This window comes from Mycobacterium sp. SMC-19, from assembly GCF_045310815.1.
Taxonomy (GTDB): Bacteria; Actinomycetota; Actinomycetes; order Mycobacteriales; family Mycobacteriaceae; genus Mycobacterium.
In genome coordinates this window covers 12,517-36,341 of record NZ_JBJIAM010000010.1, presented here as the reverse complement: position 1 = coordinate 36,341, position 23,825 = coordinate 12,517, and the positions used below count along the sequence as shown (strand labels likewise).

Annotated in this window: 23 protein-coding genes; 10 read left to right on the top strand and 13 right to left on the bottom strand. The window is 67.7% G+C overall.

Features of this window, described 5'->3' with window-relative positions; all coding sequences use genetic code 11:
• Positions 1-478 precede the first annotated feature (478 nt).
• Together gjpA and ACJH5R_RS19565 are read left to right on the top strand one after the other, a co-directional pair.
• Positions 479-1,588, top strand: coding sequence for an outer membrane porin GjpA (gjpA, locus tag ACJH5R_RS19570; protein ID WP_406782620.1), 1,110 nt, complete (start codon positions 479-481; stop codon positions 1,586-1,588).
• A gap of 50 nt (positions 1,589-1,638) precedes the next feature.
• Positions 1,639-3,804, top strand: a complete 2,166-nt coding sequence (locus tag ACJH5R_RS19565; protein ID WP_406782619.1) for a PGRS repeat-containing protein — start codon at positions 1,639-1,641, stop codon at positions 3,802-3,804.
• A 59-nt stretch (positions 3,805-3,863) separates the two neighbouring features.
• Here ACJH5R_RS19565 and ACJH5R_RS19560 read toward each other — a convergent pair whose 3' ends face one another.
• The 5 genes from ACJH5R_RS19560 to dop form a co-directional block, all read right to left on the bottom strand.
• On the bottom strand, positions 3,864-4,532 hold the full coding sequence (locus ACJH5R_RS19560) for a GntR family transcriptional regulator (protein ID WP_406782618.1): 669 nt from the start codon (positions 4,530-4,532) through the stop codon (positions 3,864-3,866).
• An 8-nt stretch (positions 4,533-4,540) separates the two neighbouring features.
• A complete protein-coding gene (gene prcA / locus ACJH5R_RS19555; protein WP_406782617.1) occupies positions 4,541-5,287 on the bottom strand; it encodes a proteasome subunit alpha in 747 nt (248 codons plus the stop codon).
• The gene (prcB, locus tag ACJH5R_RS19550; protein WP_406782616.1) at positions 5,284-6,144 is read right to left on the bottom strand and encodes a proteasome subunit beta; all 861 of its coding nucleotides are present in this window, start codon (positions 6,142-6,144) and stop codon (positions 5,284-5,286) included. Before prcB ends, prcA begins: the two co-directional genes overlap by 4 nt.
• Positions 6,141-6,335 (bottom strand): ubiquitin-like protein Pup, encoded by a 195-nt coding sequence (locus tag ACJH5R_RS19545; RefSeq protein WP_024441366.1) that lies wholly within the window; start codon positions 6,333-6,335, stop codon positions 6,141-6,143. The genes prcB and ACJH5R_RS19545 overlap by 4 nt, the downstream gene beginning before the upstream one ends.
• An 83-nt stretch (positions 6,336-6,418) precedes the next feature.
• On the bottom strand, positions 6,419-7,927 hold the full coding sequence (gene dop / locus ACJH5R_RS19540) for a depupylase/deamidase Dop (protein ID WP_406759893.1): 1,509 nt from the start codon (positions 7,925-7,927) through the stop codon (positions 6,419-6,421).
• 79 nt (positions 7,928-8,006) lie between these two features.
• Between dop and ACJH5R_RS19535 the strand changes: the two genes are divergently transcribed.
• A complete protein-coding gene (locus ACJH5R_RS19535; protein WP_406782615.1) occupies positions 8,007-8,642 on the top strand; it encodes a hypothetical protein in 636 nt (211 codons plus the stop codon).
• Here ACJH5R_RS19535 and ACJH5R_RS19530 read toward each other — a convergent pair.
• Entirely contained in the window at positions 8,636-9,316 is a 681-nt protein-coding gene (locus ACJH5R_RS19530) for a TetR/AcrR family transcriptional regulator (RefSeq protein ID WP_406782614.1), read from the bottom strand. The two genes, ACJH5R_RS19535 and ACJH5R_RS19530, sit on opposite strands and share 7 nt — an antisense overlap.
• A 78-nt stretch (positions 9,317-9,394) precedes the next feature.
• On the opposite strand from ACJH5R_RS19530, the gene ACJH5R_RS19525 reads away from it, so the two are divergent.
• Positions 9,395-9,817: a hypothetical protein gene (locus ACJH5R_RS19525; RefSeq protein ID WP_406782613.1), complete on the top strand. Its 423-nt coding sequence runs from the start codon at positions 9,395-9,397 to the stop codon at positions 9,815-9,817.
• 115 nt (positions 9,818-9,932) lie between these two features.
• Here ACJH5R_RS19525 and arc read toward each other — a convergent pair whose 3' ends face one another.
• Positions 9,933-11,756 carry a proteasome ATPase gene (gene arc, locus ACJH5R_RS19520; RefSeq protein WP_406758433.1) on the bottom strand — a complete coding sequence of 608 codons (1,824 nt, stop codon included), beginning with the start codon at positions 11,754-11,756 and terminating at the stop codon, positions 9,933-9,935.
• A gap of 165 nt (positions 11,757-11,921) precedes the next feature.
• On the opposite strand from arc, the gene ACJH5R_RS19515 reads away from it, so the two are divergent.
• The 4 genes from ACJH5R_RS19515 to ACJH5R_RS19500 all read left to right on the top strand — a co-directional run bounded on the left by ACJH5R_RS19515 (position 11,922) and on the right by ACJH5R_RS19500 (position 15,034).
• Positions 11,922-12,416, top strand: a complete 495-nt coding sequence (locus tag ACJH5R_RS19515; RefSeq protein ID WP_406782612.1) for a hypothetical protein — start codon at positions 11,922-11,924, stop codon at positions 12,414-12,416.
• Positions 12,417-12,427: 11 nt separating this feature from the next.
• Positions 12,428-12,961: a hypothetical protein gene (locus tag ACJH5R_RS19510; protein WP_406758411.1), complete on the top strand. Its 534-nt coding sequence runs from the start codon at positions 12,428-12,430 to the stop codon at positions 12,959-12,961.
• A 2-nt stretch (positions 12,962-12,963) separates the two neighbouring features.
• Complete coding sequence (locus tag ACJH5R_RS19505; protein WP_406758410.1) at positions 12,964-13,257, top strand: DUF503 domain-containing protein; 294 nt, start codon at positions 12,964-12,966, stop codon at positions 13,255-13,257.
• A 70-nt stretch (positions 13,258-13,327) separates the two neighbouring features.
• A complete protein-coding gene (locus ACJH5R_RS19500; protein ID WP_406782611.1) occupies positions 13,328-15,034 on the top strand; it encodes a hypothetical protein in 1,707 nt (568 codons plus the stop codon).
• A gap of 4 nt (positions 15,035-15,038) precedes the next feature.
• On the opposite strand, the gene ACJH5R_RS19495 is transcribed toward ACJH5R_RS19500, so the two are convergent.
• Positions 15,039-15,875, bottom strand: coding sequence for a tRNA (adenine-N1)-methyltransferase (locus ACJH5R_RS19495; protein ID WP_406758408.1), 837 nt, complete (start codon positions 15,873-15,875; stop codon positions 15,039-15,041).
• A gap of 65 nt (positions 15,876-15,940) precedes the next feature.
• Between ACJH5R_RS19495 and ACJH5R_RS19490 the strand changes: the two genes are divergently transcribed.
• Complete coding sequence (locus ACJH5R_RS19490; RefSeq protein WP_406758407.1) at positions 15,941-16,753, top strand: RecB family exonuclease; 813 nt, start codon at positions 15,941-15,943, stop codon at positions 16,751-16,753.
• Entirely contained in the window at positions 16,750-17,529 is a 780-nt protein-coding gene (locus tag ACJH5R_RS19485) for a thioesterase family protein (RefSeq protein WP_406782610.1), read from the top strand. The genes ACJH5R_RS19490 and ACJH5R_RS19485 overlap by 4 nt, the downstream gene beginning before the upstream one ends.
• Positions 17,530-17,535: 6 nt before the next feature.
• On the opposite strand, the gene ACJH5R_RS19480 is transcribed toward ACJH5R_RS19485, so the two are convergent.
• The 5 genes from ACJH5R_RS19480 to metH all read right to left on the bottom strand — a co-directional run bounded on the left by ACJH5R_RS19480 (position 17,536) and on the right by metH (position 23,749).
• Positions 17,536-18,018, bottom strand: a complete 483-nt coding sequence (locus ACJH5R_RS19480) for a DUF4126 family protein (RefSeq protein ID WP_406758405.1) — start codon at positions 18,016-18,018, stop codon at positions 17,536-17,538.
• 70 nt (positions 18,019-18,088) lie between these two features.
• A complete protein-coding gene (gene hisG, locus ACJH5R_RS19475; RefSeq protein ID WP_406758404.1) occupies positions 18,089-18,949 on the bottom strand; it encodes an ATP phosphoribosyltransferase in 861 nt (286 codons plus the stop codon).
• Positions 18,950-18,951: 2 nt separating this feature from the next.
• Positions 18,952-19,233 (bottom strand): phosphoribosyl-ATP diphosphatase, encoded by a 282-nt coding sequence (locus ACJH5R_RS19470; RefSeq protein WP_046284100.1) that lies wholly within the window; start codon positions 19,231-19,233, stop codon positions 18,952-18,954.
• A 79-nt stretch (positions 19,234-19,312) separates the two neighbouring features.
• Positions 19,313-20,014, bottom strand: a complete 702-nt coding sequence (locus tag ACJH5R_RS19465; RefSeq protein ID WP_406782663.1) for an HAD family hydrolase — start codon at positions 20,012-20,014, stop codon at positions 19,313-19,315.
• A 9-nt stretch (positions 20,015-20,023) separates the two neighbouring features.
• The gene (gene metH, locus ACJH5R_RS19460; protein WP_406782609.1) at positions 20,024-23,749 is read right to left on the bottom strand and encodes a methionine synthase; all 3,726 of its coding nucleotides are present in this window, start codon (positions 23,747-23,749) and stop codon (positions 20,024-20,026) included.
• Positions 23,750-23,825: the final 76 nt, after the last annotated feature.

Sequence of the window (23,825 nt, the reverse complement as noted above, 5' to 3'; positions counted from 1 at the left end):
AGCTTGCAAAAACACCACTATCCCGACGTAGCGACACTTTCTTCGCCAGACCCTAGCGCAGCCGCACCGTGGCACGCGCGTTCGAAGGCTTCAACAGTGGCGATGTACCGCTTTGGCGCGCCCGACGCGCAAGAACGTTAATTAATATCATCTGAGAACAGCGAACGAACGACTGCGATTCCAGCCCAGATCAGTGCCGCCCTGACAACACACGTATACATAATATCGAGGCCGAATACGCACAATACGCCGGAAAGATGTCCCACCTTCCCGGTCCGCGCAACCGAGGTCCACCGTCACACCTAGGCGTTCTACGTCGTTAGATTGGGCCATCATCCGGGCTCGCAGCCGGATTCCCCAACCCCAGACAGCCCGAAGCCGATCCGACGACAACACCCCGCGCCCGAGGATTAGAACGCGTTTCAGATTTACGTATACAAGACAGCAATTTCTAAGCTAGGCTCAGCTTCCCGATCTCGTGCTGTGCATCACATACCTGAAGGAGTTCCCCTTGCGCGCCACTGTTCGCCCTTATGCCACCGCCGGTGTGGCACTGGTTGGAGCCAGCCTTGTAGCGGTTTCCCCAGCGCCTGTGTCGGTGCCGGTTTCCTTTGATGTTCAGTCGCGAGCGGTGGCGCTGGCCAGCGCCTGGGATGACCTACTAAATGCCGCTTCGGCCAATGCGACCACGATGCTGAACAACTGGTATTTGGCACCCGGAGTGGGGATGCAGCAGTTTGTGGCCAACCAGCTGGGCTACTGGGACCTATTGACCAATGACCGCGCCGGGTCGATCAACGAGGTCACCGAGGAGATTCAGAAGCATCTGAATGCGGTGATCTCCGGGTGGGCGTTGCAGAACGAAACCGATGCGACGCACTCCACGGTGCTCAACCACACGATGGACGGCACGCATCAGTTGATGTTCGGCCAGGTCGCCGGCTACATCCCCGCGGATGTGGACAAAGACTCGATCATGCCGATCATCGACTATCTGGGCTCGCCATCGAGTGCGGTGTTGATGGGCATGATCGGCCCGGGCATCAGCCCCTGGATCGCGCTGCTGAACGGCATCACCGACGGCGATAACCCCTTCGACATCCTGATCAACATGGGTGGGGCGTTCTTCAACGGCGCCACCCTCAACCTCGATGCCTTGTTGCCGATGATCAACGAGGCCGGCTACTTCCCCGCCGGCATGAACATGGACCACCTCGACTTCGCCTTCGGCGGCCTGCTGTCCACGGGCACCGCCGCGGTGAGTTACCAGGTACTTGGCCCAGGTGGTGAAGTCGCCGCCGACGTGCCGGCCGTCGGAGGGTCGATCTTCCAGAGCGTGGGTATCGAGTTCAGTGGCGTCCCGGTACTGGGGACCCTCGATCTCAACAGTGCCGGGATCGGGCCGATCGCGGCCTTACAGGCCTGGGGTCAAACCGTCGGTGCCCTGCTGGGCTCGGGCTGGGACGGCAAGGGCCCGGTCGTGGTGACCCCGCCGCTGGCCGGTGCCGAACTGCCGATCATCGACGACGGTGGCGCCGCCGCAGCAACCGATGCGTTCGGTTGGCTGGGTGACCTGCTCGGACTCTGATTCTGCTCAACCCGTTATCCCCCAAACTTTCTGGAAAGGCTTCCCTCAAGATGAGTAGTCATCACACCACCCGGCACCACCATCGCGCCGTCGGCGCCGCTAGTGCAGTCGGCGCATTCCTGGCCTTCGGGATGGCCCCGCTGACCACCGCACCGGCGGCTCAGGCCGATGAATTCGATTGGATCGCTGACCTTTTCGACACGTCGGCGTGGATCGATGCCGGCCCGGCCGAAGTCGGCGCCATCGATTGGACCACCATGATCGATCAGTGGTTCTACGACCCGATCCACGACGGCCTGCAGGCCTGGATCACCAGTGACTTCGGTGAGCTGGTCAACGGCGCCATCAACACCATGGCCGGCCAGTACCTGATCGGCAACGGCATCGACGGCACCGCCGAGAACCCCGACGGCGGCAACGGCGGCCTGTGGCTCGGCGACGGCGGAAACGGCTGGGACAGCGTCGAAGCCGGTGTCGCCGGTGGTAACGGCGGCAACGCCGCCGGCTGGATCGGCGACGGCGGGAACGGCGGCGCAGGTGGTGCGGGCGCCGACGGCGGCGACGGCGGCGCCGGCGGCCTCTGGATGGGCAATGGTGGAAACGGTGGCGACGGCGGCATCGCAATCGAGGCCGGCGGCAACGGCGGCAACGCAGGTAACGGCGGCAACGCCTCGGGCTGGTTCTTCGGCAACGGCGGCGACGGCGGCATCGGCGCCACGGGCATGACCGGCGCCGCAGGCACCTTCGCGGGTGGCGGTGACGGTAACGGCGCCGGAGGCGGCGCCGGCGGCAATGGTGGGGCCGGCGGCCGCAGCAGCTTCATGTTCGGCAACGGCGGCAACGGCGGAATCGGCGGCCACGCCGGGGCGGGTGGCGCCGGCGCCACCGGTACGGCCGACCACGTCAACGGGGGCAACGGCAGCTGGGGTAGCCAAGGCGGCAATGGCGGAGCTGCCGGTGGCCGTGGGTCCAGCATCTACACCAGCCCGATGTACGGGCAGGCCGGAAGCGGCGGCAACGGCGGAAACGGCGGCAACAGTGGTGACGGCGGCAACGCCTACCAGGACACCGACGGCTCCTACCTCGGTAACGGCGGCAGTGCCGGCTATGGCGGCGACGCCGGTTCGGGCCACATCGGCGGGGACGGCGGAACCGGCGGTCACGGCGGCACCGGCCTCAATGGCGGGGGCGGTGGATACGGCGGAGCCGGCGGAGCCTCCGAGAACAACAACATGGCAAGTCACGGCGGCAACGGCGGCAACGGCGGCGACGCCACCGCCGGGCGGGCGGGCGACGGCGGCGGCGGCGGCTTCAACGCCTACGGTGCGGGCGGCAGCGGTGGAAACGGCGGAAACGGAATCGCCACGGACGCAAGCGTCAAGACCACCGGCGGTGACGGCGGCCTCGGCGGTGACAGCTACTCCACCGCCCCCGGATCCGGTGGAAACGGTGGTAACGGCGGAACCGGTAGCTACACCGGCGGTAACGGCGGCGCCGGCGGTTGGGGCGGCGGCAACGGCGGCGACGGCGGCGCCAGCACCGGCTGGCAACACGACGGCAGCACCTACAGCGTCGGCGGCAACGGCGGCGATGGGGGGCTTGCTATTGCGGGCGGAGCACCTGGCGGCGACGGGGGTGCCGGTGGCAACGGCGCCACCGGTGCCGGTGTGGTCAGTGTGGGCGGCAACGGCGGCAACGGCGGAGGCGGCAGTTCCAATACCGGCAGCGTTCTCGGTCCCGGAGGTGTGGGCGGTGACGGCGGCGCGGGTGGCGCCGGCGGATCCGGTACGGCCTCGGGCGGAAACGGCGGAGCCGGCGGTAGCGCCGGTGCCGGCGCGACCACGGGCGGAAACGGCGGCAACGGCGGGGCCGGCGGTGCCAGTGGCGGCGTCGAGACCCCGGCCAACGATCTCGGCCTCGGGCCCAGCCACGCCGGCAACGGCGGCAACGCCGGCAACGGCGGGGCCGGCGGAACTGGCTATCTCGCCGGCGGTCAACCCGCCACCAGTGGTGACGGCGGCGCCGGTGGAAACGGCGGCAACGGCGGCAACGGCGCGGGAACCGTCAACGGCGGTACCGGAGGCAACGGCGGTGATGGCGGCGCGGCCGGCGAGGCCGCAGGCGGCCCCGGCCAGTCCGGCACTGCGCCCGCCGGGACGGTCGGCGGCGCCGGCGGAACGGGCGGCAGCGGAGCCCATTGGGCGCCCGCGGGGTAGCCCTACGCCCCAGACACCACGGTCGTCGGGCCCACCATGGCCCGGCGACCGTGGCGTCTTCAGCTTCCGCCGGTGGGTCCGTCGTTCAATACGCCACGGCTCGCCAGCTCGGCGAGCACCACATTGACATGCCACGCCGACCGGTCCACGCAGGCGGCCCGGGCCGCTTCGGGGTCGCCGTTGCGGATCGCCGTATTCTCGGCCTCGTAGCTGACCAGGATCTCAGCCGTGTAGTTGTGGTAGTCGGTCCAGAATCGGATCGGCAAAAGTATTTGCGCTGCACTGATTTCCGCTCGGAGCCGAGGACCGGCGTACTCGTCGACAATGATCTTGCGGTACGCCGCCGCCGCCTCCCCGAACGCCGCGCCCTGAGCGACCCTCATGGCCTGCATTGCCGAGGCGAGGTCAGCCAAGACTCGCGGGGTGGGATTTGCCGCCGCCCGGGCCGACACCATGCCGACCAGCATTCCGTACAACTCATGATGTTCGTGCACCACGGCTTCGTCGAAGCGCTCGATGAATGCGCCGCGGCGATAGCGGGTGACCACAAAGCCGTCGTGCTCGAGCTGGGCCACCGCCTCATGGACCGGAAGCCGGCTGACCCCTAACTCGGCGGCAATCGCGTCGCGATCGATCCGGTCACCGCCGCGCAGCTTCCCGGTCAGCACCAGGTCGATGATGTGAGCGACTACCAGGTCTTTCTCTTTGACCCCGTATTCCTTGGCCATCGCACCACCTAGCCGGGAGTGTCGTCTGACGTCTCCCCCGGCGAACCCTCTTGCGGCAGCAGATCTTCCAGCGTTGACCGAGCAATCCGCCGAAACGCGCGCTTGGGCCGGTTGGCGTCCAGAATGGCCACCTCCAAGGTGCCCGGGCCCAGCTCGCGCGGTTCGGCACCGTTGCCGGTGTCAGTCTGTTTGAGCGCGTTGACCGCGATGTGCAGCGCGTCCGCCAGCTCAGCGTTCTCGGCGTACGACTCCTTGAGCGCATTGGTGACCGGCTCGGTGGTGCCGCCCATCACCACGAAGTGCGGCTCATCGGTGATCGACCCGTCGTAGGTGACCCGATACAGCTCAGGCGCTTTCGTCTGCCCCTGGTAGGCGACGCCGGCAACACACAACTCCACCTCGTAGGGCTTGGCCTGCTCGGTGAAGATGGTGCCCAGAGTCTGGGCGTAGACGTTGGCCAGCTGTCGCGCGGTGACGTCACGCCGGTCATAGGCGTAGCCGCGGGTGTCGGCGAACTGAATGCCGCCGCGGCGCAGGTTCTCGAACTCGTTGATCCGACCGGCGGCCGCGAAGCCCACCCGGTCGTAGAGTTCGCTGATCTTCTGCAATGAGCGCGAAGGGTTTTCGGCGACGAACAACACGCCGTCGGCATAGGCCAGGGCCACCACGCTGCGACCGCGGGCAATACCTTTACGGGCGAGCTCGCTGCGCTCGCGCATCGCCTGCTCGGGCGAGATGAAGTACGGGAAGCTCATTTCTCACCCCCGCGAGTACGACCCTCGACCACCAGACGGGCCAGTTCGGCGATCCGTTCCTCGGCGATGTCGACGGCGCCCTCGGCATCGATGGTGACCGCGGTCGGGTAGATGCCGCGCACCAGATCCGGACCGCCGGTGGCGGAGTCGTCATCGGCGGCGTCGTAGAGCGCCTCGATGGCGACCCGCAACGCGGTATCGGCGTCGCTGATCTGGCTGTAGAGCTTTTTGATCGACGACTTGGCGAACAGCGAGCCCGAGCCCACCGCCTGATAGCCCTCGCTCTCAACGTTCCAGCCCCCGGCGGCGTCGAACGACACGATGCGCCCGGCGGTCTGCGGATCGTCGGCGTCGATGTCGTAACCGGCCAACAGCGGCAACGCCACCAGCCCCTGCATCGCGGCACCCAAATTGCCGCGCACCATGGTCGACAACCGGTTGACCTTGCCGGCGAACGTCAGCGGGACACCTTCGAGCTTCTCGTAGTGCTCCAGTTCCACCGCGTAGAGCCGAGCGAACTCGACGGCGATCGCCGCGGTGCCGGCGATGCCGGTCGCGGTGTACTCGTCGGTGACGTACACCTTCTGCACGTCACGGCCGGCGATCATGTTGCCCTGCGTAGAACGGCGGTCACCGGCGATGAGGACCCCGCCCGGGTACTTCAACGCGACGATGGTGGTGCCGTGCGGCAGTTGCTCGCCCACCCCACCGGTGTACGCGGCTCCCCCGCCCGCCGGCAACAGTTCCGGTGCCTGCAACCGCAGGAACTCCGAAAACGAGGACAGACCTACGCCGGTGAGGGCGATTCCTGGGGTTGCTGAGTTGAGGGGCAGACGATCACGCGACAACCAGGTCACTGGCCGCCCTTTTGGACGTATGCGCGCACGAAGTCCTCGGCGTTCTCCTCCAGCACGTCGTCGATCTCGTCGAGCAGGTCATCGGTGTCTTCGGTGAGCTTCTCTCGGCGTTCCTGGCCCGCCGCAGTGCTGCCGGTGAGATCGTCGTCGTCTCCGCCGCCCCCGCCGCGCTTGGTCTGCTCCTGAGCCATTGCTGCCTCCTGAATCTCATCGGCCGCGCATGACCGCGGCCGGTTTCTCCACCCTACCGGTCGGCGCCGATGTTGCTCGGGGTCTAGGTGGTGAGTTGTTGCACCAGTTCGGCGGCGCTGTCCACCGAGTCCAGCAAAGCTCCGACGTGCGCCTTACTGCCGCGCAGCGGCTCCAGCGTGGGGATCCGCACCAGCGAGTCCCCGCCCAGGTCGAAGATGACCGAGTCCCAGCTCGCGGCGGCGATGTCGGCCCCGAACCGGCGCAGGCACTCGCCGCGGAAGTAGGCCCGGGTGTCGGTCGGCGGGTTGTCGACGGCGGCCAGCACCTGCTGCTCGGTGATCAGACGGCGCATCGAGCCACGGGCGACCAGCCGGTTGTACAGGCCCTTGTCCAGCCGCACGTCGGAGTACTGCAGGTCGATCAGGTGCAGCCGGGGCGCCGACCAGCTCAGGTTCTCGCGCTGCCGGAAGCCCTCCAGCAGCCGCAGCTTGGCCGGCCAGTCCAGCAGGTCGGCGCACTCCATCGGGTCACGCTCGAGCTGGTCGAGCACCCGGGCCCAGGTCTCGATGATGTCGGTGGCGCGCGGATCCGGGTCACGGGCCTCGACCAGCTTGGCCACTCGCTCGAGGTAGATCCGTTGCAGCGCAAGGCCGGTCATCTCACGACCGTCGGCCAGTGCGACAGTGGCTCGCAGGGTCGGGTCCCGGCTGATGACGTGCACCGCACGCACCGGCCGGGCCAAGACCAGGTCGCTGAGGTCGATCCCGTGCTCGGCGCCCTCCTCGATCAGGTCGAGGACCAGCGCGGTGGTGCCGACCTTCAGATACGTCGACGTCTCGGCGAGGTTGGCATCGCCGATGATCACGTGCAGCCGGCGGTACTTGTCGGCGTCGGCGTGCGGTTCGTCGCGGGTGTTGATGATGCCGCGCTTGAGCGTGGTCTCCAGGCCGACTTCGACCTCGATGTAGTCGGCGCGCTGCGAGAGCTGGAAGCCCGGTTCATCGCCCGCGGCGCCCAACCCGACGCGCCCGGAGCCGGTGACCACCTGCCGTGACACCAGAAACGGGGTCAGACCGGCGATGATCGCCGAGAACGGCGTCTGCCGGCTCATCAGGTAGTTCTCGTGGGTGCCGTAGGAGGCGCCCTTGTTGTCGATGTTGTTCTTGTACAGCTGCAGCTTGGCCGCACCGGGGACGCTGGCCACGTAGCGGGCCGCCGCCTCCATCACGCGCTCGCCGGCCTTGTCCCAGATGACCGCGTCCAGCGGGTCGGTGACCTCGGGAGCGGAGTATTCGGGGTGGGCGTGATCGACGTAGAGCCGGGCCCCGTTGGTGAGGATCATGTTCGCCGCGCCCACCTCGTCGGCATCGATGATCGGCGGCGGGCCGCTTGAGCGGCTCAGGTCGAAGCCGCGGGCGTCGCGCAGCGGCGATTCCACCTCGTAATCCCAACGGGTGCGCTTGGCACGCGGGATGCCCGCGGCGGCGGCATAGGCCAGCACCGCCTGGGTGGAGGTGAGGATCGGGTTCGCGGTGGGATCTGACGGCGAAGCGATGCCGTATTCGACTTCGGTCCCGATGATCCGTTGCATGGCTAAAGACTAGAGGGGGCAGGGAACCACGCCGTCAGAGGTGTTGACCTCACCGAGGTCAGTGGCTAATTTCACCGAAATGTCCACCGAGGAAGCCCGTCAGCGCACCACCGACGTATCCGGGAAGCGCTACGGCGAAGTGCTGCTCGTCGAGATCGGCGAGTCGGGTCCGCGGGCCAGCGTCTACAACACCTTTCCGCTCAACGACTGCCCCGAACAGCTGTGGTCGGCGCTCGACCCCCAAGCCATCGCGACCGAGAACGGCGCGGCAGCCGCTCTGCTCAACGGGCCGCGCTACTGGCTGATGAACACCATCGAAAAGGCGCCGCAGGGCCCGCGGGAGACCAAGAGCTTCGGCGGTATCGAGATGATCAAACAGGCGCAGGTCGCGCTGTCGTCGATGAACCCCGGCCCCTACACCGTCAATGAGGTAAGCCGCCACGCGGTCTTCATCTTCGATGCCGGCGAGCAGGTCTACGAGCTGATCGACCCCGGCGGCCGGCGTTGGGTCATGCAGACCTGGAGCCAGGTCGTCGATGCGAACCTGTCCCGAGCCGACCTCGCCGGACTCACCGATCGGCTCAAGCTGCCGCCCGGTTGGGCCTATCAAGCGCGCGTGCTGGACACCGCGTTACAGGTGGACACCACCACCGAGGTGGCCCGCGTGTTGCAGGACGACCTGACCAACAGCTATTCACTGGAGAGCGGCTACTGACCCGTGCCTTGGGCAGTACGCAGGGTGCGGTGGACCATCTCCTTGGCTGCGGCGATGACGGCGGCCTCGTCGGGCTCGGCGTCCGCTAGGTAGGCGGCGTTCAACAGGCCGTCGACGGCGTAGTACAACAGCGCGGCAGTGGTGGGCGGATCGGTCACGGTGGCCACTCCGACGGCCACCGCCGCAGCAATGACGTCGGCGAGCAACGCGACGACCTTGGCATCGGCTTGGCGCAATTGGCGCAGCCCGTCGCCGGAAGCTTGGGAGAACACCGCCCGGTGCAGCGCGGCGTTGGCCATGTCGTAGTGGATCATCTGCTCGATCAGCGCATCGAGCGCTGCCGGCCAACCCGGCGCCGAGGGCGGCGCGGCGGCGAGCTGATCCTGCGCGGTGGCCAAGAAGGCATCGAGGTAGTCGGCCCACAACCGGGCCAGCAGGTGATCCTTGGAAGCGAAGTACAGGTAGAACGTGCCCTTGGCGACCTGCGCCGCGGCGGTGACCTTGTCCACTGTCAGCTCGGTGGGTCCGTCGGCCAACAGCAGACCGCGAGCCACCTCGAGCAACTGGCTTTCACGTTCCGCGGCCGGCAGCGTCGTGCGCCGCCGCCCGGACCCTTGCTGCGCCACTGCGTCGTCCTTTCCCGAGTCGGTACCGCGCTGGACCGTGCCGGACACGATTGACAGCCGCGGAGAACCGCCGTTACGGTAACATGACTGACGGTCAGTCAGTTCGATTCGAGCAGCGAGGTTCGTATGGCAACAACTGACACCGCTACCGGCACGGACCTGCCGGTGACCGAGAATCTGAACAGCGCATTGAGCGTGATGGCCATCGGCCGGATGATCCTCGCCGTGGCCTCATTGGCCGCACCGCGGCAGTTCGCCAAGCTCGTCGGAGTCACGCCGTCGGCCGAACTCACCTACATGACCAGGATCTATGGAGCGCGGGCATTCGCGATGGGCCTGGGCTATCTGACCAGCGGCGCCCGGGAGCGCTACCGCTGGAAGCGGCTCTCCCTGATGGTGGACTCCCTGGACACCATCAACGGCGTCAGCCACCTCGTCCGCCGTGACCTGCCGCTGCGCGCGGCCGTGAGCATGGTTGGACTCACCGGCTCGTATGCGGCCATCGGCGCGACCCGGATCGCCACCGAACAGTTCGGCAGGTCGAGCTAGCCAAGGCACCGGCACGCCACGCGGGTGATGCGAACGTGCGCAGCTGTACAAGCTTCACGGCGTGTCGGTGTACAAACACGCACGCTCGCGGAAAGGGTTCGCGCCTGGTGCGCTACTACAGGTACTGGCCCAGGTTGGACTCGGTATCGATGGCACGACTGGCGCTGGAGCTCTTGCCGGTGACCAGGGTGCGGATGTAGACGATCCGCTCGCCCTTCTTGCCCGAGATCCGTGCCCAGTCATCGGGGTTGGTGGTGTTGGGCAGGTCCTCGTTCTCGGCGAACTCATCGACGATCGAGTCCAACAGGTGCTGGATGCGCAGACCCGGCTGACCGGTCTCCAGAACCGACTTGATGGCGTTCTTCTTCGCCCGGTCGACCACGTTCTGGATCATCGCCCCGGAGTTGAAGTCCTTGAAGTACATGACCTCTTTGTCACCGTTGGCGTAGGTGACCTCCAGGAACCGGTTGTCGTCGATCTCGGCGTACATCCGGTCGACGACCTTCTCGATCATCGCCTTGATGCACAACGCGCGGTCCCCGCCGAACTCGGCGAGGTCGTCGGCGTGCACCGGCAGCGTCTCGACCAAGTACTTCGAGAAGATGTCTTGCGCGGCTTCGGCATCCGGACGCTCGATCTTGATCTTGACGTCCAGGCGGCCGGGCCGCAGGATCGCCGGATCGATCATGTCCTCGCGGTTGGAGGCGCCGATCACGATGACGTTCTCCAGCCCCTCCACGCCGTCGATCTCACTGAGCAGCTGGGGCACCACCGTCGTCTCCACGTCCGAGGAGACGCCGGTGCCACGAGTGCGGAAGATCGAGTCCATCTCATCGAAGAACACGATGACCGGGGTGCCCTCGGAGGCCTTCTCGCGCGCACGCTGGAAGATCAGCCGGATGTGACGTTCGGTCTCGCCGACGAACTTGTTCAGCAGCTCGGGACCCTTGATGTTGAGGAAGTACGACTTGGCCTCGTGGGCGTCGTCACCGCGCACCTCGGCCATCTTCTTGGCCAGCGAGTTGGCCACCGCCTTGGCGATGAGCGTCTTGCCGCAGCCCGGCGGACCGTAGAGCAGCACCCCTTTGGGCGGACGCAGCGCGTATTCGCGGTAGAGATCCTTGTGCAGGAACGGCAGTTCCACGGCGTCGCGGATCTGCTCGATCTGGCGAGTCAGGCCGCCGATGTCGCCGTAGCTGACGTCGGGCACCTCCTCGAGCACCAGGTCCTCGACCTCGGCCTTGGGAATGCGCTCGAAGGCGTAGCCGGCCTTGGTGTCGACCAGCAGCGAGTCGCCGGGGCGCAGCTTGCGGGGACGCCAGTCATCCGACAGCGCGTCCGGGTTGCTGTCGGGAAGGTCCGCGGCGACCAGCGGCTCGGCCAGCCAGACGATGCGCTCCTCGTCGGCGTGGCCCACAACCAGCGCGCGGTGCCCGTCGGACAGAATTTCGCGCAACGTGGATATTTCGCCGACCGACTCGAAAGTGCCGGCCTCGACCACCGTCAGCGCCTCGTTGAGCCGGACCGTCTGGCCCTTCTTGAGGGTAGCTACGTCGATGTTGGGCGAGATGTTCAGCCGCATCCGGCGGCCGGACGTGAACACGTCGACGGTGTCGTCTTCGTGACTGCCCAGCAGCACCCCGTAGCCGCTCGGCGGCTGACCGAGGCGATCGACTTCCTCACGCAGCGCCAGCAACTGCTGACGCGCCTCTTTGAGGGTGTCCATCAGCTTGGAGTTTCGCGCGGTCAGCGAGTCAATGTGGGCTTCGAGCTGACGCACGTCGCGGCCCACGCGGGCGGTGTCCTGCGGGGTGTTCTCGAGCTGTGCGCGCAGCACCGCGGCTTCGCGGCGCAGTTCCTCCAACTCGGCGAAGTCATCACCGGGCGTGCCCGGCCCCCCGGACGCGTCGAAAGTCTCAGGACGCGGCGAATCTTCCATGTTGCTCATGGTGCGCTCCTTTCCCGAACTGGAAGTTGAAGCGGCGGATACCCCAACGCTACCGGCCATTGTGCATTCGCGTGCTCTGTGGCAATCCGACACACCGGCTCCGCTGCTAGCCTCGCTCTCAAATCGGGTGATCAAAAGGGCCCAGAAAGGATCCGAATGAACATGAAATCCCTCGCCACGCGTGCGGCGGCGATCGCGGCCATCGGTGCGGCAGCCACAGCTGTGAGCTACCTGGCAACGCCGGCACCCGCCGCCGCCGAAGCGCCGACGACGGTGTTCTTCGCCCCGCTGCCCCTGGATCCGGCCGCCGCTTTACCGGCCCCGGAGCAGTTGGCCGACGTGCTCAACACGCTGGCCGACCCCGGCGTTCCGGCCGCCGGAAAGTCCAACCTCGTCGAGGGCGGCCTGGGCCCCGTCGAGAGCGGTGCCATCGACCACCGGCTGCAAAAGGCCCTCAAGAAGGGCGCCCTGCCGCTGTCGATCAGCGTGGCCAACGTCGCGCCGGCCGGTCCCGGAACGGCCAGTGCCGACGTCACCGCGTCGGGACCGAAGCTGGAGCCGCACTCGGTGAACCTCACCTTCGTCGACCAGGGTGGCTGGAAGCTCTCCCGGTCCTCGCTGTTGTCGCTGTCGCAGCTGACGTCGAGCTGATCGCAGACGCCATGTGTAGTCACCGCATCGCCTGGCCCGCCGCCCTCGCGGCGGCCGTTCTGGCGATGTCGGGCTGCGGCGGCCACCAGCCGGCGGAGCCGGTGGCCGAGGTTCCGGTGACGTCGACGACGGTGCCTGTCCAGGCGCCGTCGTCGGCCTTGCCGGCGCCCGAGGCGTTGACCGATGTGCTGTACCGGCTGTCGGACCCCGAGGTCGCCGGCGCAGACAAGCTGGCACTGGTCGAGGGCGCCAAACCCGCCGACGCCGCAACCATCGACAAGTTCGCCACCGCACTCAAAGACGGCGGCTATCTGCCGCTGAGTCTGGAGGCCGCCGGTCTCGGCTGGTCGGACCGCAGTCCGGGCAACGTGACCGCCGATGTCACCGTCAACACGGCCAATCCCGCCACCGGCACGTTCTTCTTCCCGATGGAGTTCACACCGAATCACGGTGACTGGCAGCTGTCGCAGGCCACTGCCAAGACCCTGTTGGCGTTCGGCAACGCGCGGACCAGCAGCACAGAGCCGGCCCCACCGCCCCCCTGACCATGTGGATCGGCTGGCTCGAATTCGACCTGCTGCTCGGTGACGTGCACTCGCTCAAGCAAAAGCGCTCGGTGGTGCGCCCGATCGTCGCTGAGTTGCGGCGCAAATTCGATGTGTCCGCCGCCGAGACAGGAGCACCGGATCTGCACCGGCGCAGCGGAATCGGGGTGTCGGCGGTGTCCGGCGACCGCGGACATCTGGTGCAGATGCTCGACGCGGCGGAGCGGTTGGTGGCCGCGCGGCCGGAGGTGGAACTGCTGTCGGTGCGGCGGGGGCTGAACCGCAGCGACGACTAGCGGCAAAACTGGCCGAAACTGGCACAGCGAACCCGCGGTAAACCGCTCGCGACCGGCGCATACTCCGAGAATGCCCATCGAGCAACGGCTGATCGTCAGCGTCGTTGACGAGATACCGGATTCCATACCGATCATCACCTATCAGCGTGACGATCACTCGTGTAGCGGGGCGTGGTCACGCCCGAAAGTGCCAGCGCTGGTCTTCGCCGACAACTCCCACGACGGGTCGGCGGTGGCCTATCACCACGGCGTACTCGGCGGCGCCCACACGCCCGTGCAGCTGGTGTTCTGGGGAAGCTGGTGGAACGGCGCGGGTTCGGCTCAGCGCGGTCTGATCGAGTCCCGCACGCAATCCCTGTTAGCGAGCCGGTATTTCAGCGAGCTGGCGCAGTACTACATCGCCGGCGCCCCGACCTGGCGAGGTTCGCTCACCGTGATCTCCCCCGGGCCTCCACTGGGTGCGGTGGATTCCACCGTGGCGATGCGCAAGGTACTGGGGTTGATCGAAGACTCCATCGACGACGGTGTGTTCCCCGATCCCGACGACGGCCCGCGAATCGCCTTCATCGTGCTGATGCCGCAAGGCTTTACGGTGGCCGGCGGCGCCGTCGCGGGTGCGCACTCGACGGACTACACGTTCGATTTCCCGTTCGACACCGATCGCTACTGGGCGGGCTGGGTGCGCTACTTCGACCCGGCGACCGAGGACATCGAGCTGACGATGTCGACGTTGGGCCACGAGCTGGTGGAGATCCTGACCGATCCCGAGGCGGACGGCTGGCGGCGGGAACCGCTGGACGGCAACTGCGAGATCTGCGACTGGAGCAATTCGACGGTCGGCGGCGGCCAGGTGCGGCAACGCGCCTGGGTCAACGACGTGCGGGTGCAGTCCTACTGGTCGGTCCGCCACGGCGCCACCATCATCCCGATCGACGACGACTACGGCGCGCAACTCGAAGCGAAGGTGTCGGAGACCAGCCGGCGTGAGGTGTCGCGGGGAACCCTGACCACCGACCCAGCCGTGCGCCGCGCCTGCGCGACCATCCCAGCGTGCTGCATCGCCGACAACCACTACGAGTACGTGTTGTACTCGGTGTCCGAGACCGCTCGGATCCGGCTGAACTGGACGCGTTACCGCACACCGCGCGCCAGCTGGAGCATCCGGGGAATCGCCGTATCCGGTTCGGGCACTGTGCAAGTGACACTTCCCGTGGACGGCTACAACGGCGAGAATCCGGTGACGTCGGTGCGGCGGGTGAGCGTCGGTTACACCGCGACGGACACCGTGCTGGATCTGACGGTGACCGATCCCGGCGGCAACTTCGATCTGCCGGTGAGCTGCAGCGTGACCGACACGTCGATCGTGGGGAACGTGGCGACGAACGTGATCGCCACGCCCAGCATCGTCGTCGGCTTCGTCGGGGCCGACCTGGTGGCCGACGCCAATTACCTGGCCGCACTGAGCCGGTGCTACAAGGCGATGCTGGACAAGTACAAGGTTCAGTACGAGCCCATGGGACGGCCGGGTCCGGGCGACCCGATCAAGTACGACCCGACCGTGCTCAACCTCGGGCTACCGGCCTATGCCGGACTGACCGGACACCAACAGCTTCAGGAGACCGGCAAGCTGATCCGTGCCGCGGCCTACCTGCTCGACACCGACGACGCCTACGCCTTTGTCGGACATCTGGTCCGCTCGCAGCCGGCGCTGGTGCGCGCACTGCAAACGCGCACCGAGACCGACGTGGTGGCCACGCTGCTGACGACGACGTCCTAAGCCGCTACGGACGTCCCCGTTTTTTCCCCAGCCGCGTCGGGGTGACGGTGTCCGGCGCCAACCGGCGGGCGCAGACCAGGAATGCGGTGTGGCCGCGCATCGCGTGCTGGGGGCGCACCGCCAGCCCGACGACGTTCCAACCGCGCTGCATGGTCTCCCAGGACCGCGGCTCGGTCCAGCACTGCTGCTCGCGCAGCGCCTCGTTCACCTGGGACAGCTGGGTGACGGTGGCGACGTAGATCACCAGCACCCCGCCGGGGACCAGGACTCGCGACACGGCGCCCAGCACGTCCCAGGGCGCCAGCATGTCCAGCACCACCCGATCGATCGACCCGTCCGGCAGGTCGCAGTCGGCCACATCGCCCATCACCAGCTGCCAGTTGTCCGGCTGGTGCCCGAGGAAGGTCTCGACGTTGGCGCGGGCGTGCACGGCATGGTCGTCGCGCAGCTCGTAGGAGATCACCTTGCCCTCCGGGCCGACCGCCCGCAGCAGCGACAGCGTCAGAGCCCCCGAGCCGGCGCCGGCCTCGAGCACCCGCGCCCCGGGGAAGATGTCGCCCTCGTGGATGATCTGCGCCGAGTCCTTGGGATAGATCACCTGCGCACCGCGCGGCATCGACATCACATAGTCGACCAGCAGCGGCCGCAGCACCAGGAACGGGTCCCCGTTGGCGGATTTGACCACGCTGCCGTCCGGCAGCCCGATCACCTCGTCGTGCGGAATGGCCCCGCGATGGGTGTGGAAGTCACCGCCGGGGACCAGCACCGTGGTGTAGCGGCGCCCCTTGGCGTCGGTGAACTGGGCCCGATCGCCCGCCTGAAAGATCCCGGATTCGGACACAGCCGTCCACCCTACGCAGCGTGTTCGAGCGGGGTTGTCGGCGCATACCCGTAGGGTTCGGGACTATGAGCAAGCCTGCGTTATCCCCGTCGCGGGCGGCCGACTTCAAACAGTGCCCGCTGCTGTATCGCTTCCGGGCCATTGACCGGCTCCCGGAACCACCGTCCATGGCGCAACTGCGCGGTTCGGTGGTCCACGGCGCCCTGGAACGGCTCTACGCGCTGCCCGCAGCCCAGCGTGATCCCGAGACCGCCCGGGACCTGGTGGCCCCGGCGTGGGAACACCTGATGAGCTCCGCCCCGGACCTGGACGCCGGGCTGGACACCGAGCGGCTCATGGCCGAGGCCCGCAAGCTGCTGGCCGGTTACTACCGGCTGGAGGATCCCCGCCGATTCGACCCGCAGAGCTGTGAACAGCGCGTCGAGGTCGAGCTGGCCGACGGCACCCTGCTGCGCGGCTTCGTCGACCGCATCGACGTCGCCGCGACCGGAGAACTGCGGGTGGTCGACTACAAGACCGGCCGGGCTCCCTCGGCGACCGGGCGGCTGTCCGAGGCCGCCGAGTCCAAGGCCCTGTTCCAGATGAAGTTCTATGCGGTGGCCCTGCTGCGGTCACGCGGCGTGATGCCCGCACGGTTGCGGCTGATCTATCTGGCCGACGGCCAACTGCTGGACTACTCCCCCGAGCACGCCGAGTTGCTGCGCTTCGAGAAGACGCTGATCGCAATCTGGCAGGCCATCCAAAACGCCGGCGCTACAGGTGATTTCCGCCCCCAGCCGTCACGCCTGTGTGACTGGTGCTCCCACCGCGCGCTGTGCCCGGCGTTCGGGGGGACCCCGCCGCCCTACCCCGGCTGGCCGGCCGACAGTGCGGCATGACCGGCAGCTATTACCGGCGCGCGGGCGGTTCCGACGGCGCCGTTTACGAATCCACCGACCTGACCCGCAGCAACTGGGGCCAGATACAGCACGGCTCTCCTCCGCTGGCGCTGCTCACTCGCGAGATCGAGGGGCTGGTCGACGGATCGGGCCAGCGGATCGCCCGGCTGAGCCTGGACATCCTGGGGGCGATACCGGTGGCCCCGGTGCGGGTCGCGGCCCGGGTCCAGCGGCCGGGGCGGCGGATCGCTCTGCTGGAAGCCGAGATGTTCACCTGCGACGACGACCGGCCGGTGGCACGGCTGAGCGCCTGGGCGCTGGCCACCTCCGACACCACCGCGGTGTCCTCCGACCGGCACGCGCCGCTGATCAGCGGGCCGTCGTTACCGCCACCGGAGTGGTTCGCCCGGGCCAGTGGTTACGCCCATTCGGTGCGCTGGCGGGTCCAACAGGACGCGCCCGACGGCACGGCGGTCGCCTGGCTGAGTCCACAGGTGCACCTGGTGGACAGTGAGCCGACCACCGCCCTGCAGCGGCTGGCCATGGTGGTCGACTCCGCGAACGGCGTCGGCGCCGCACTGGACGTCGACGAGTACATGTTCATGAACACCGACACCGTCGTGCACCTGCACCGTATGCCGACCGGAGCGGATTTCGGGCTGCGAGCCCGCGCCTCCATCGGCCCGGACGGGGTGGGTGTCACCACCGCGGAGCTGTTCGACGCGGACGGCTTCTTCGGCACGTCGGCGCAGGCGCTGCTGGTGCAGCGACGCTGAGAAGGTTCAGACCACCGCGGTCAACGCGGCGATCGCCAGACCGCCCAGCACCGCGATGCTGTCCTCCACCAACGCGATCGGCAGGTCGTGCCCGCCGTTGGCGGCGACCAGGCGCTGCCGCACCCGGAAGCCGACCAGGGTGCCGATGACCGCGCCGATGATGCCGGCGCCGAGCGCGGTCCAGGGGTAGTTCCAGGCCGTGCCGAGCACCGCGCCGGCGAACCCGCCCAGCAGGATTCGCGCGGTGAACTGCATGGGCACGGTGCGCGCCGGTGTGCTGGGCAATTGGTCGGTGACGAATTCACCGACCGCCAGCAGCGTCAAGATGGCGACGGTCGCCGGATGGCTCAGCCACTCGACCCACGTCCCGTTCAAGTTGATCCACTGCAGCGCCGCGGCCCAGGCCATCACGGCCGGCGCGGTAAACGCGCGCAAGCCGGCAACGGCACCGATGAACAGCGCGAGCACCAGCACGATGAAATGCGTCACCACTACCTCCCGGGCCAGTCGAGCCGACCACCGGACGCTAACACGGCGAAGGCTCAGCTACCGGGACTGATCAAAATCGGCAGAATCTGATGTCCGAGGCGAGGATGGCCTTGGCTCCGATCGCGGCCAACTGGTCCATGATCGCGTTGACCTCGCGTCGCGGCACCAGCGCGCGCACCGCCGCCCAATCCGGGTCGGCCAACGGCGCGATAGTCGGCGACTCCAGGCCCGGGGTGATCGCGACAGCCTGCTCGAGCACCCCACGCGGACAGTCGTAGTCGAGCATCAGGTACTGCTGGCCGAACACCACGCCCTGCACCCGGGCGGCCAGTTGGTCACGGGCGGCGGCGGTCTCGGCGCTGCGGCCATTGGACGCGGCGCCCTCGATCAACACCGCTTCGGAATCGCACAGCGACTCGCCGAAAGCCACCAGACCGTGCTGGCGAAGGGTGCGCCCGGAGCCCACCACGTCGGCGATCGCGTCGGCCACGCCCAGCTGGATCGAGATCTCCACCGCCCCGTCGAGCCGGATGACGGTGGCCTCGATGCCCTTGCCGGCCAGATCCTTGCGAACCAGGTTCGGATACGCGGTGGCGATGCGCTTGCCGGCCAGGTCCGCGGCGACCCAGTCCCGCCCGGCCGGAGCGGCGTAGCGGAATCGCGAAGAGCCGAAACCCAGCGCCAGCCGCTCGGCCACCGGCGCCCCGGATTCGGCCGCCAGATCCCGGCCGGTGATCCCGAAGTCGAGTTCACCGGACCCGACGTAGATGGCGATGTCCTTGGGCCGCAGGAAGAAGAACTCGACCTTGTTGGCCGGGTCGATGACCGTCAGGTCCTTGGCGTCGGTACGGCTGCGGTAGCCGGCCTCCGACAGCATTGCCGCGGCAGCCTCACTGAGCGCCCCCTTGTTGGGGACCGCAACACGCAACATGCTCACAGCTTCCCGTAGACGTCGGACAGCGTCAGCCCGCGCGAGATCATCAGCACCTGGGTCCAATACATCAACTGGCTGATCTCCTCGGCCAGGTCTTCGTCGGACTGGTGTTCGGCGGCCAGCCACACCTCGCCGGCCTCCTCCAGGATCTTCTTGCCGATCGTGTGTACACCGGCGTCCAGCGCCGCCACGGTGCCGCTGCCGGCCGGCCGGGTCGCGGCTCGCTCACCGAGCTCGGCGAACAGCTCCTCGAAGGTCTTCACGAGCAGCGATTGTTTCATGTCCGGTCAGCGACGGTCACGGCAGTTTCGCTCCGCGGGGCTTCGGCTACCGCCGCGAGCGTGCACAGATGCACAGCTTTTACGGCGTGTCGGCGTGCAAACACGCACGCTCGCCGGAGGACGGGGCCAGCTGGGCGCAGATTTCGTGCAGGTCGCTCAGCCCGAGCCCGGTCAGGGAGGCCACCTGGTGGCGCCGAGGACCGGCCGGCACCGGCAGCGCATTGGGCACCACCAGCACCGCGCACCCGGCCGCCTCGGCCGCGGCGGCACCCGTCGGCGAGTCCTCCACGGCCAGGCACCGGCGCGGATCCAGCTCCAGCAGCTGCGCGGCACGCAGGTAGGGATCCGGCGCCGGTTTGCCCGCGGGCACCTCGTCACCGCAGACCACCGCCGCGAAATAGTGCCGGCCGATGCTGCCCAGCGCCCGCTCGGCCAGCATCCGCGGGGTGTTGGTCACCAGGGCCGTGGGCATCCCCGCACCGGCCAGCTCCTCGAGCAACTCGCGGGCGCCCTCGCACCAGGGCAGGCCCGCGTCGAACAGCTCACCGGTGTAGTCGTGCAACCAGCGCGCCGAGGCCGCCATGGCCGCCGGATCGGGCGGCAGTCCCAGGTCGTCGTAGACGATCCGCATGGTGTCCTCGGCACACCCGCCGACCGTGGACGCCCGGACTTCCGGGGTCAGCACCCCGCCGAGGCGGTCGTAGAGCGCCTCCATCGCGACGTCCCACAGCTTCTCGGAATCGACCAGGGTGCCGTCCATGTCGCACAGCACCGCGCGCAGTACCAGGGCTCAGTCCTCCGGGTTGTAGCCGAGGTTGGAGGCGAGCCAGCGCTCGGCTTCCACCAAGGTCCAGCCCTTGCGCTTCGCGTAGTCGGCGACCTGGTCCTGGGCCAACCGGCCGATCACGAAGTACTGCGACTGCGGGTGCGAGAAGTACAAGCCGCTGACGGCGGCACCGGGCCACATCGCCATCGACTCGGTCAGCTCGATGCGGGTCCGCTCGTGGACGTCCATCAACTTCCAGATCGTCGCCTTCTCGGTGTGCTCCGGGCAGGCCGGGTAGCCCGGGGCGGGGCGGATTCCCTGGTACTTCTCGGCGATCAGTGCCTCGTTGTCCAACTGCTCATCCGGCTGGAATCCCCAGAACTCCTTGCGAACCCGCTGATGCATCCGTTCGGCGAAGGCCTCCGCCAGCCGGTCGGCCACCGACTCCAGCAGGATCGCGCTGTAGTCGTCGAGATCTGCCTTGAACTCCGCGATCTTCTCGCCGCTGCCGAGCCCGGCGGTGACGGCGAAAGCGCCGATGTAGTCCGCCAGACCCGTTTCCTTGGGGGCGATGTAGTCGCCCAGTGACCGGTTCGGGATGCCGGCCCGGTGATCACCCTGCTGACGCAGGTTGTGGAACATCGTCAGCACCTCGGTACGAGTCTCGTCGGTGTAGACCTCGACATCGTCGCCGACCGCGTTGGCCGGGAAGAACCCGATCACCGCGTTGGCCGTCAGCCACTTCTCCTCGATCAGGGTGTCGAGCATCTGCTGGGCGTCGTTGTACAGCTTGCGGGCGGCCTCGCCCGAAGCCGGGTTGTTGAGGATGTCGGGGAAGCGCCCCTTCATCTCCCACGCGTTGAAAAACGGCTGCCAGTCGATGAACTCGCGCAACTCGGCGAGGTCGTAGTCAAGGAACTCCCGCACGCCGAGGCCCTGGGCAGGTACCGGCGGCGTGTAGCCGTCCCACTCGATAGGCGTCCGGTTCGCCCGGGCCTTCTCCAGCGGCACCATCGGCCGCTCATTCTTCTGGGCGTGCCGTTCCCGCAGGGACGCGTAATCCTTCGCGGTCAATTCCAGCAGCGCCGGCCGCTGCTTGTCGTCGAGCAGCGCGGCCGCGACCGGAACCGAACGCGAGGCATCTTTGACCCAGACCACCGGACCGCTGCGACGCGGCGCGATCTTCACGGCCGTGTGGGCACGCGACGTGGTCGCGCCGCCGATCAGCAGCGGGATCTGGAGGCCTTCACGCTCCATCTCGGCGGCGAAGCCGGCCATCTCCTCCAGTGACGGGGTGATCAGGCCGGAGAGGCCGACGATGTCGGCGTTGTATTCCTTGGCCGCGGCCAGGATCTTCTCGGCAGGCACCATCACACCGAGGTCGACCACGGTGTAGTTGTTGCACTGCAGCACGACCCCGACGATGTTCTTGCCGATGTCGTGGACGTCACCCTTCACCGTCGCCATCACGATCGTGCCGTTGGTGTGCTCGGCTTCACCGGGCTGCTTCTCCGCCTCGATGTACGGCAGCAGGTAGGCCACGGCCTTCTTCATCACCCGGGCCGACTTCACCACCTGGGGCAGGAACATCTTGCCCGCGCCGAAGAGGTCGCCGACCACGTTCATGCCGTCCATCAGCGGGCCCTCGATCACCTCGATCGGACGACCGCCCGCGGCGGCGATCTCGGCCCGCAACTCCTCGGTGTCCGTCTCTACGTCGGCGTCGATGCCCTTGACCAGGGCGTGGGTGATCCGCTCACGAACCGGGAGAGATCGCCATTCGGCCGCCGCGGGATCTTCAGCCTTCTCTGCGGAGTTGAACCGTTCGGCGATCTCCAGCAGCCGCTCGGCGGCATCGGGGCGACGGTTGAGCACCACGTCCTCGATCCGGTCCCGCAGTTCGAGGTCGATCGAGTCGTAGGGCACCAGCGCGCCGGCGTTGACGATGCCCATGTCCAGGCCGGCCTTGATGGCGTGGAACAGGAACACCGCGTGGATCGCCTCGCGGACCGGGTTGTTGCCCCGGAAGGAGAACGACACGTTCGAGATGCCGCCGGAGATGTGCACCCCAGGCAGGTTCTCCTTGATCCAGGCGCAGGCCTCGATGAAGTCGATCCCGTAGGTGGCGTGCTCCTCGATGCCGGTCGCCAGCGCGAAGCAGTTGGGGTCGAAGATGATGTCCTCGGCCGGGAAACCGACCTCCTCGGTCAGGATCCGGTAGGCGCGCCCGCAGATCTCCTTGCGGCGCTCCAGGTTGTCGGCCTGCCCCTGCTCGTCGAAGGCCATCACGACCACCGCGGCGCCGTACTTGCGGCACAGCCGGGCCTCGCGGATGAACTTCTCCTCGCCCTCCTTCATGGAGATCGAGTTGACGATCGGCTTGCCCTGCACGTTCTTCAGGCCCGCCTCGATGACCTCCCACTTGGAGGAGTCGATCATCACCGGCACGCGGCTGATGTCCGGCTCGGACGCGATCAGTTTGGTGAACCGGTCCATCGCGGCGACGCCGTCGATCATGCCCTCGTCCATGTTGATGTCGATGACCTGCGCACCGACCTCGACCTGCTGCAGTGCGACCGACAGTGCGGTGTCGTAGTCCTCGGCCTTGATCAGGTTGCGGAACCGGGCGGAGCCGGTGATGTTGGTGCGTTCACCGATATTCACGAACAGTGAGTCGTCGGTGATGTTGAGCGGTTCCAGGCCCGACAGGCGGGTGGCCACCTCGATGGTGGGCAGCTCGCGCGGCGGCTTGCCCTCGACCACCTTGGCGATCTCGGCGATGTGCGCCGGCGCCGTTCCACAGCAACCCCCGACCATGTTGACCAGGCCCGCGTCGGCGAAGTCCGCGATGTAGGAGGCCTGAGCCTCCGGCGACTCGTCGTACTCGCCAAAGGCGTTGGGCAGGCCCGCGTTCGGGTAGCAGGAGATGTAGGTGTCCGCGATCCGCGCCATCTCGGCGATGTAGGGCCGCATCTCCGGCGCGCCCAAGGCGCAGTTGAGGCCCACCGCGACCGGCTTCGCGTGCCGGATCGAGTTCCAGAACGCCTCGGTGACCTGACCCGACAAGGTGCGCCCGGACGCATCGGTGATGGTGCCGGAGATGATGACCGGCCAGCGGCGTCCGCGCTCCTCGAACAGCGTCTCGACGGCGAACACCGCCGCCTTGGAGTTCAGCGAGTCGAAAATGGTCTCGATGAGCAGGATGTCGGCGCCGCCGTCGACTAGGCCGTTGGCGGCCTCGAGGTAGGCGGCGACCAGCTGGTCGTAGGAGACGTTGCGGGCGCCGGGGTCGTTGACGTCCGGTGAGATCGACGCGGTCCGCGTGGTCGGCCCGAGCGTGCCGGCCACGTAGCGGGGCTTGTCGCCGGTGCTGAACTCGTCGGCCGCCTTGCGGGCCAGGGCGGCGCCGGCGTAGTTCAGTTCGTAGCTGAAGTCCGCCATGTCATAGTCGGCGAGCGAGACCGCGTTCGCGTTGAACGTGTTGGTCTCCAGGATGTCGGCGCCCGCCTCGAGGTACTCGCGGTGGATGCCCTCGATGATCTGCGGTTGCGTCAGGGTCAGCAGGTCGTTGTTGCCCTGTAGCGCGGTCGGCCACTCGGTGAATCGGTCGCCGCGGTAACCGGCCTCGTCCGGGCGGTCCCGCTGAATCGCCGTGCCCATCGCGCCGTCGATCACCATGATTCGCCGGCTCAGCGCGGCCTTCAGCTCGTCGGTGCAGTCAGGCCGGATGTTGGGCTCAAAGGCATTCATGCGGGCTCCTTCCTTGGCGGAAGGCGTCCTTAACTCTGCCGAGCGTGGCGGTTACCGGCGGACCGGCGAACCGTTG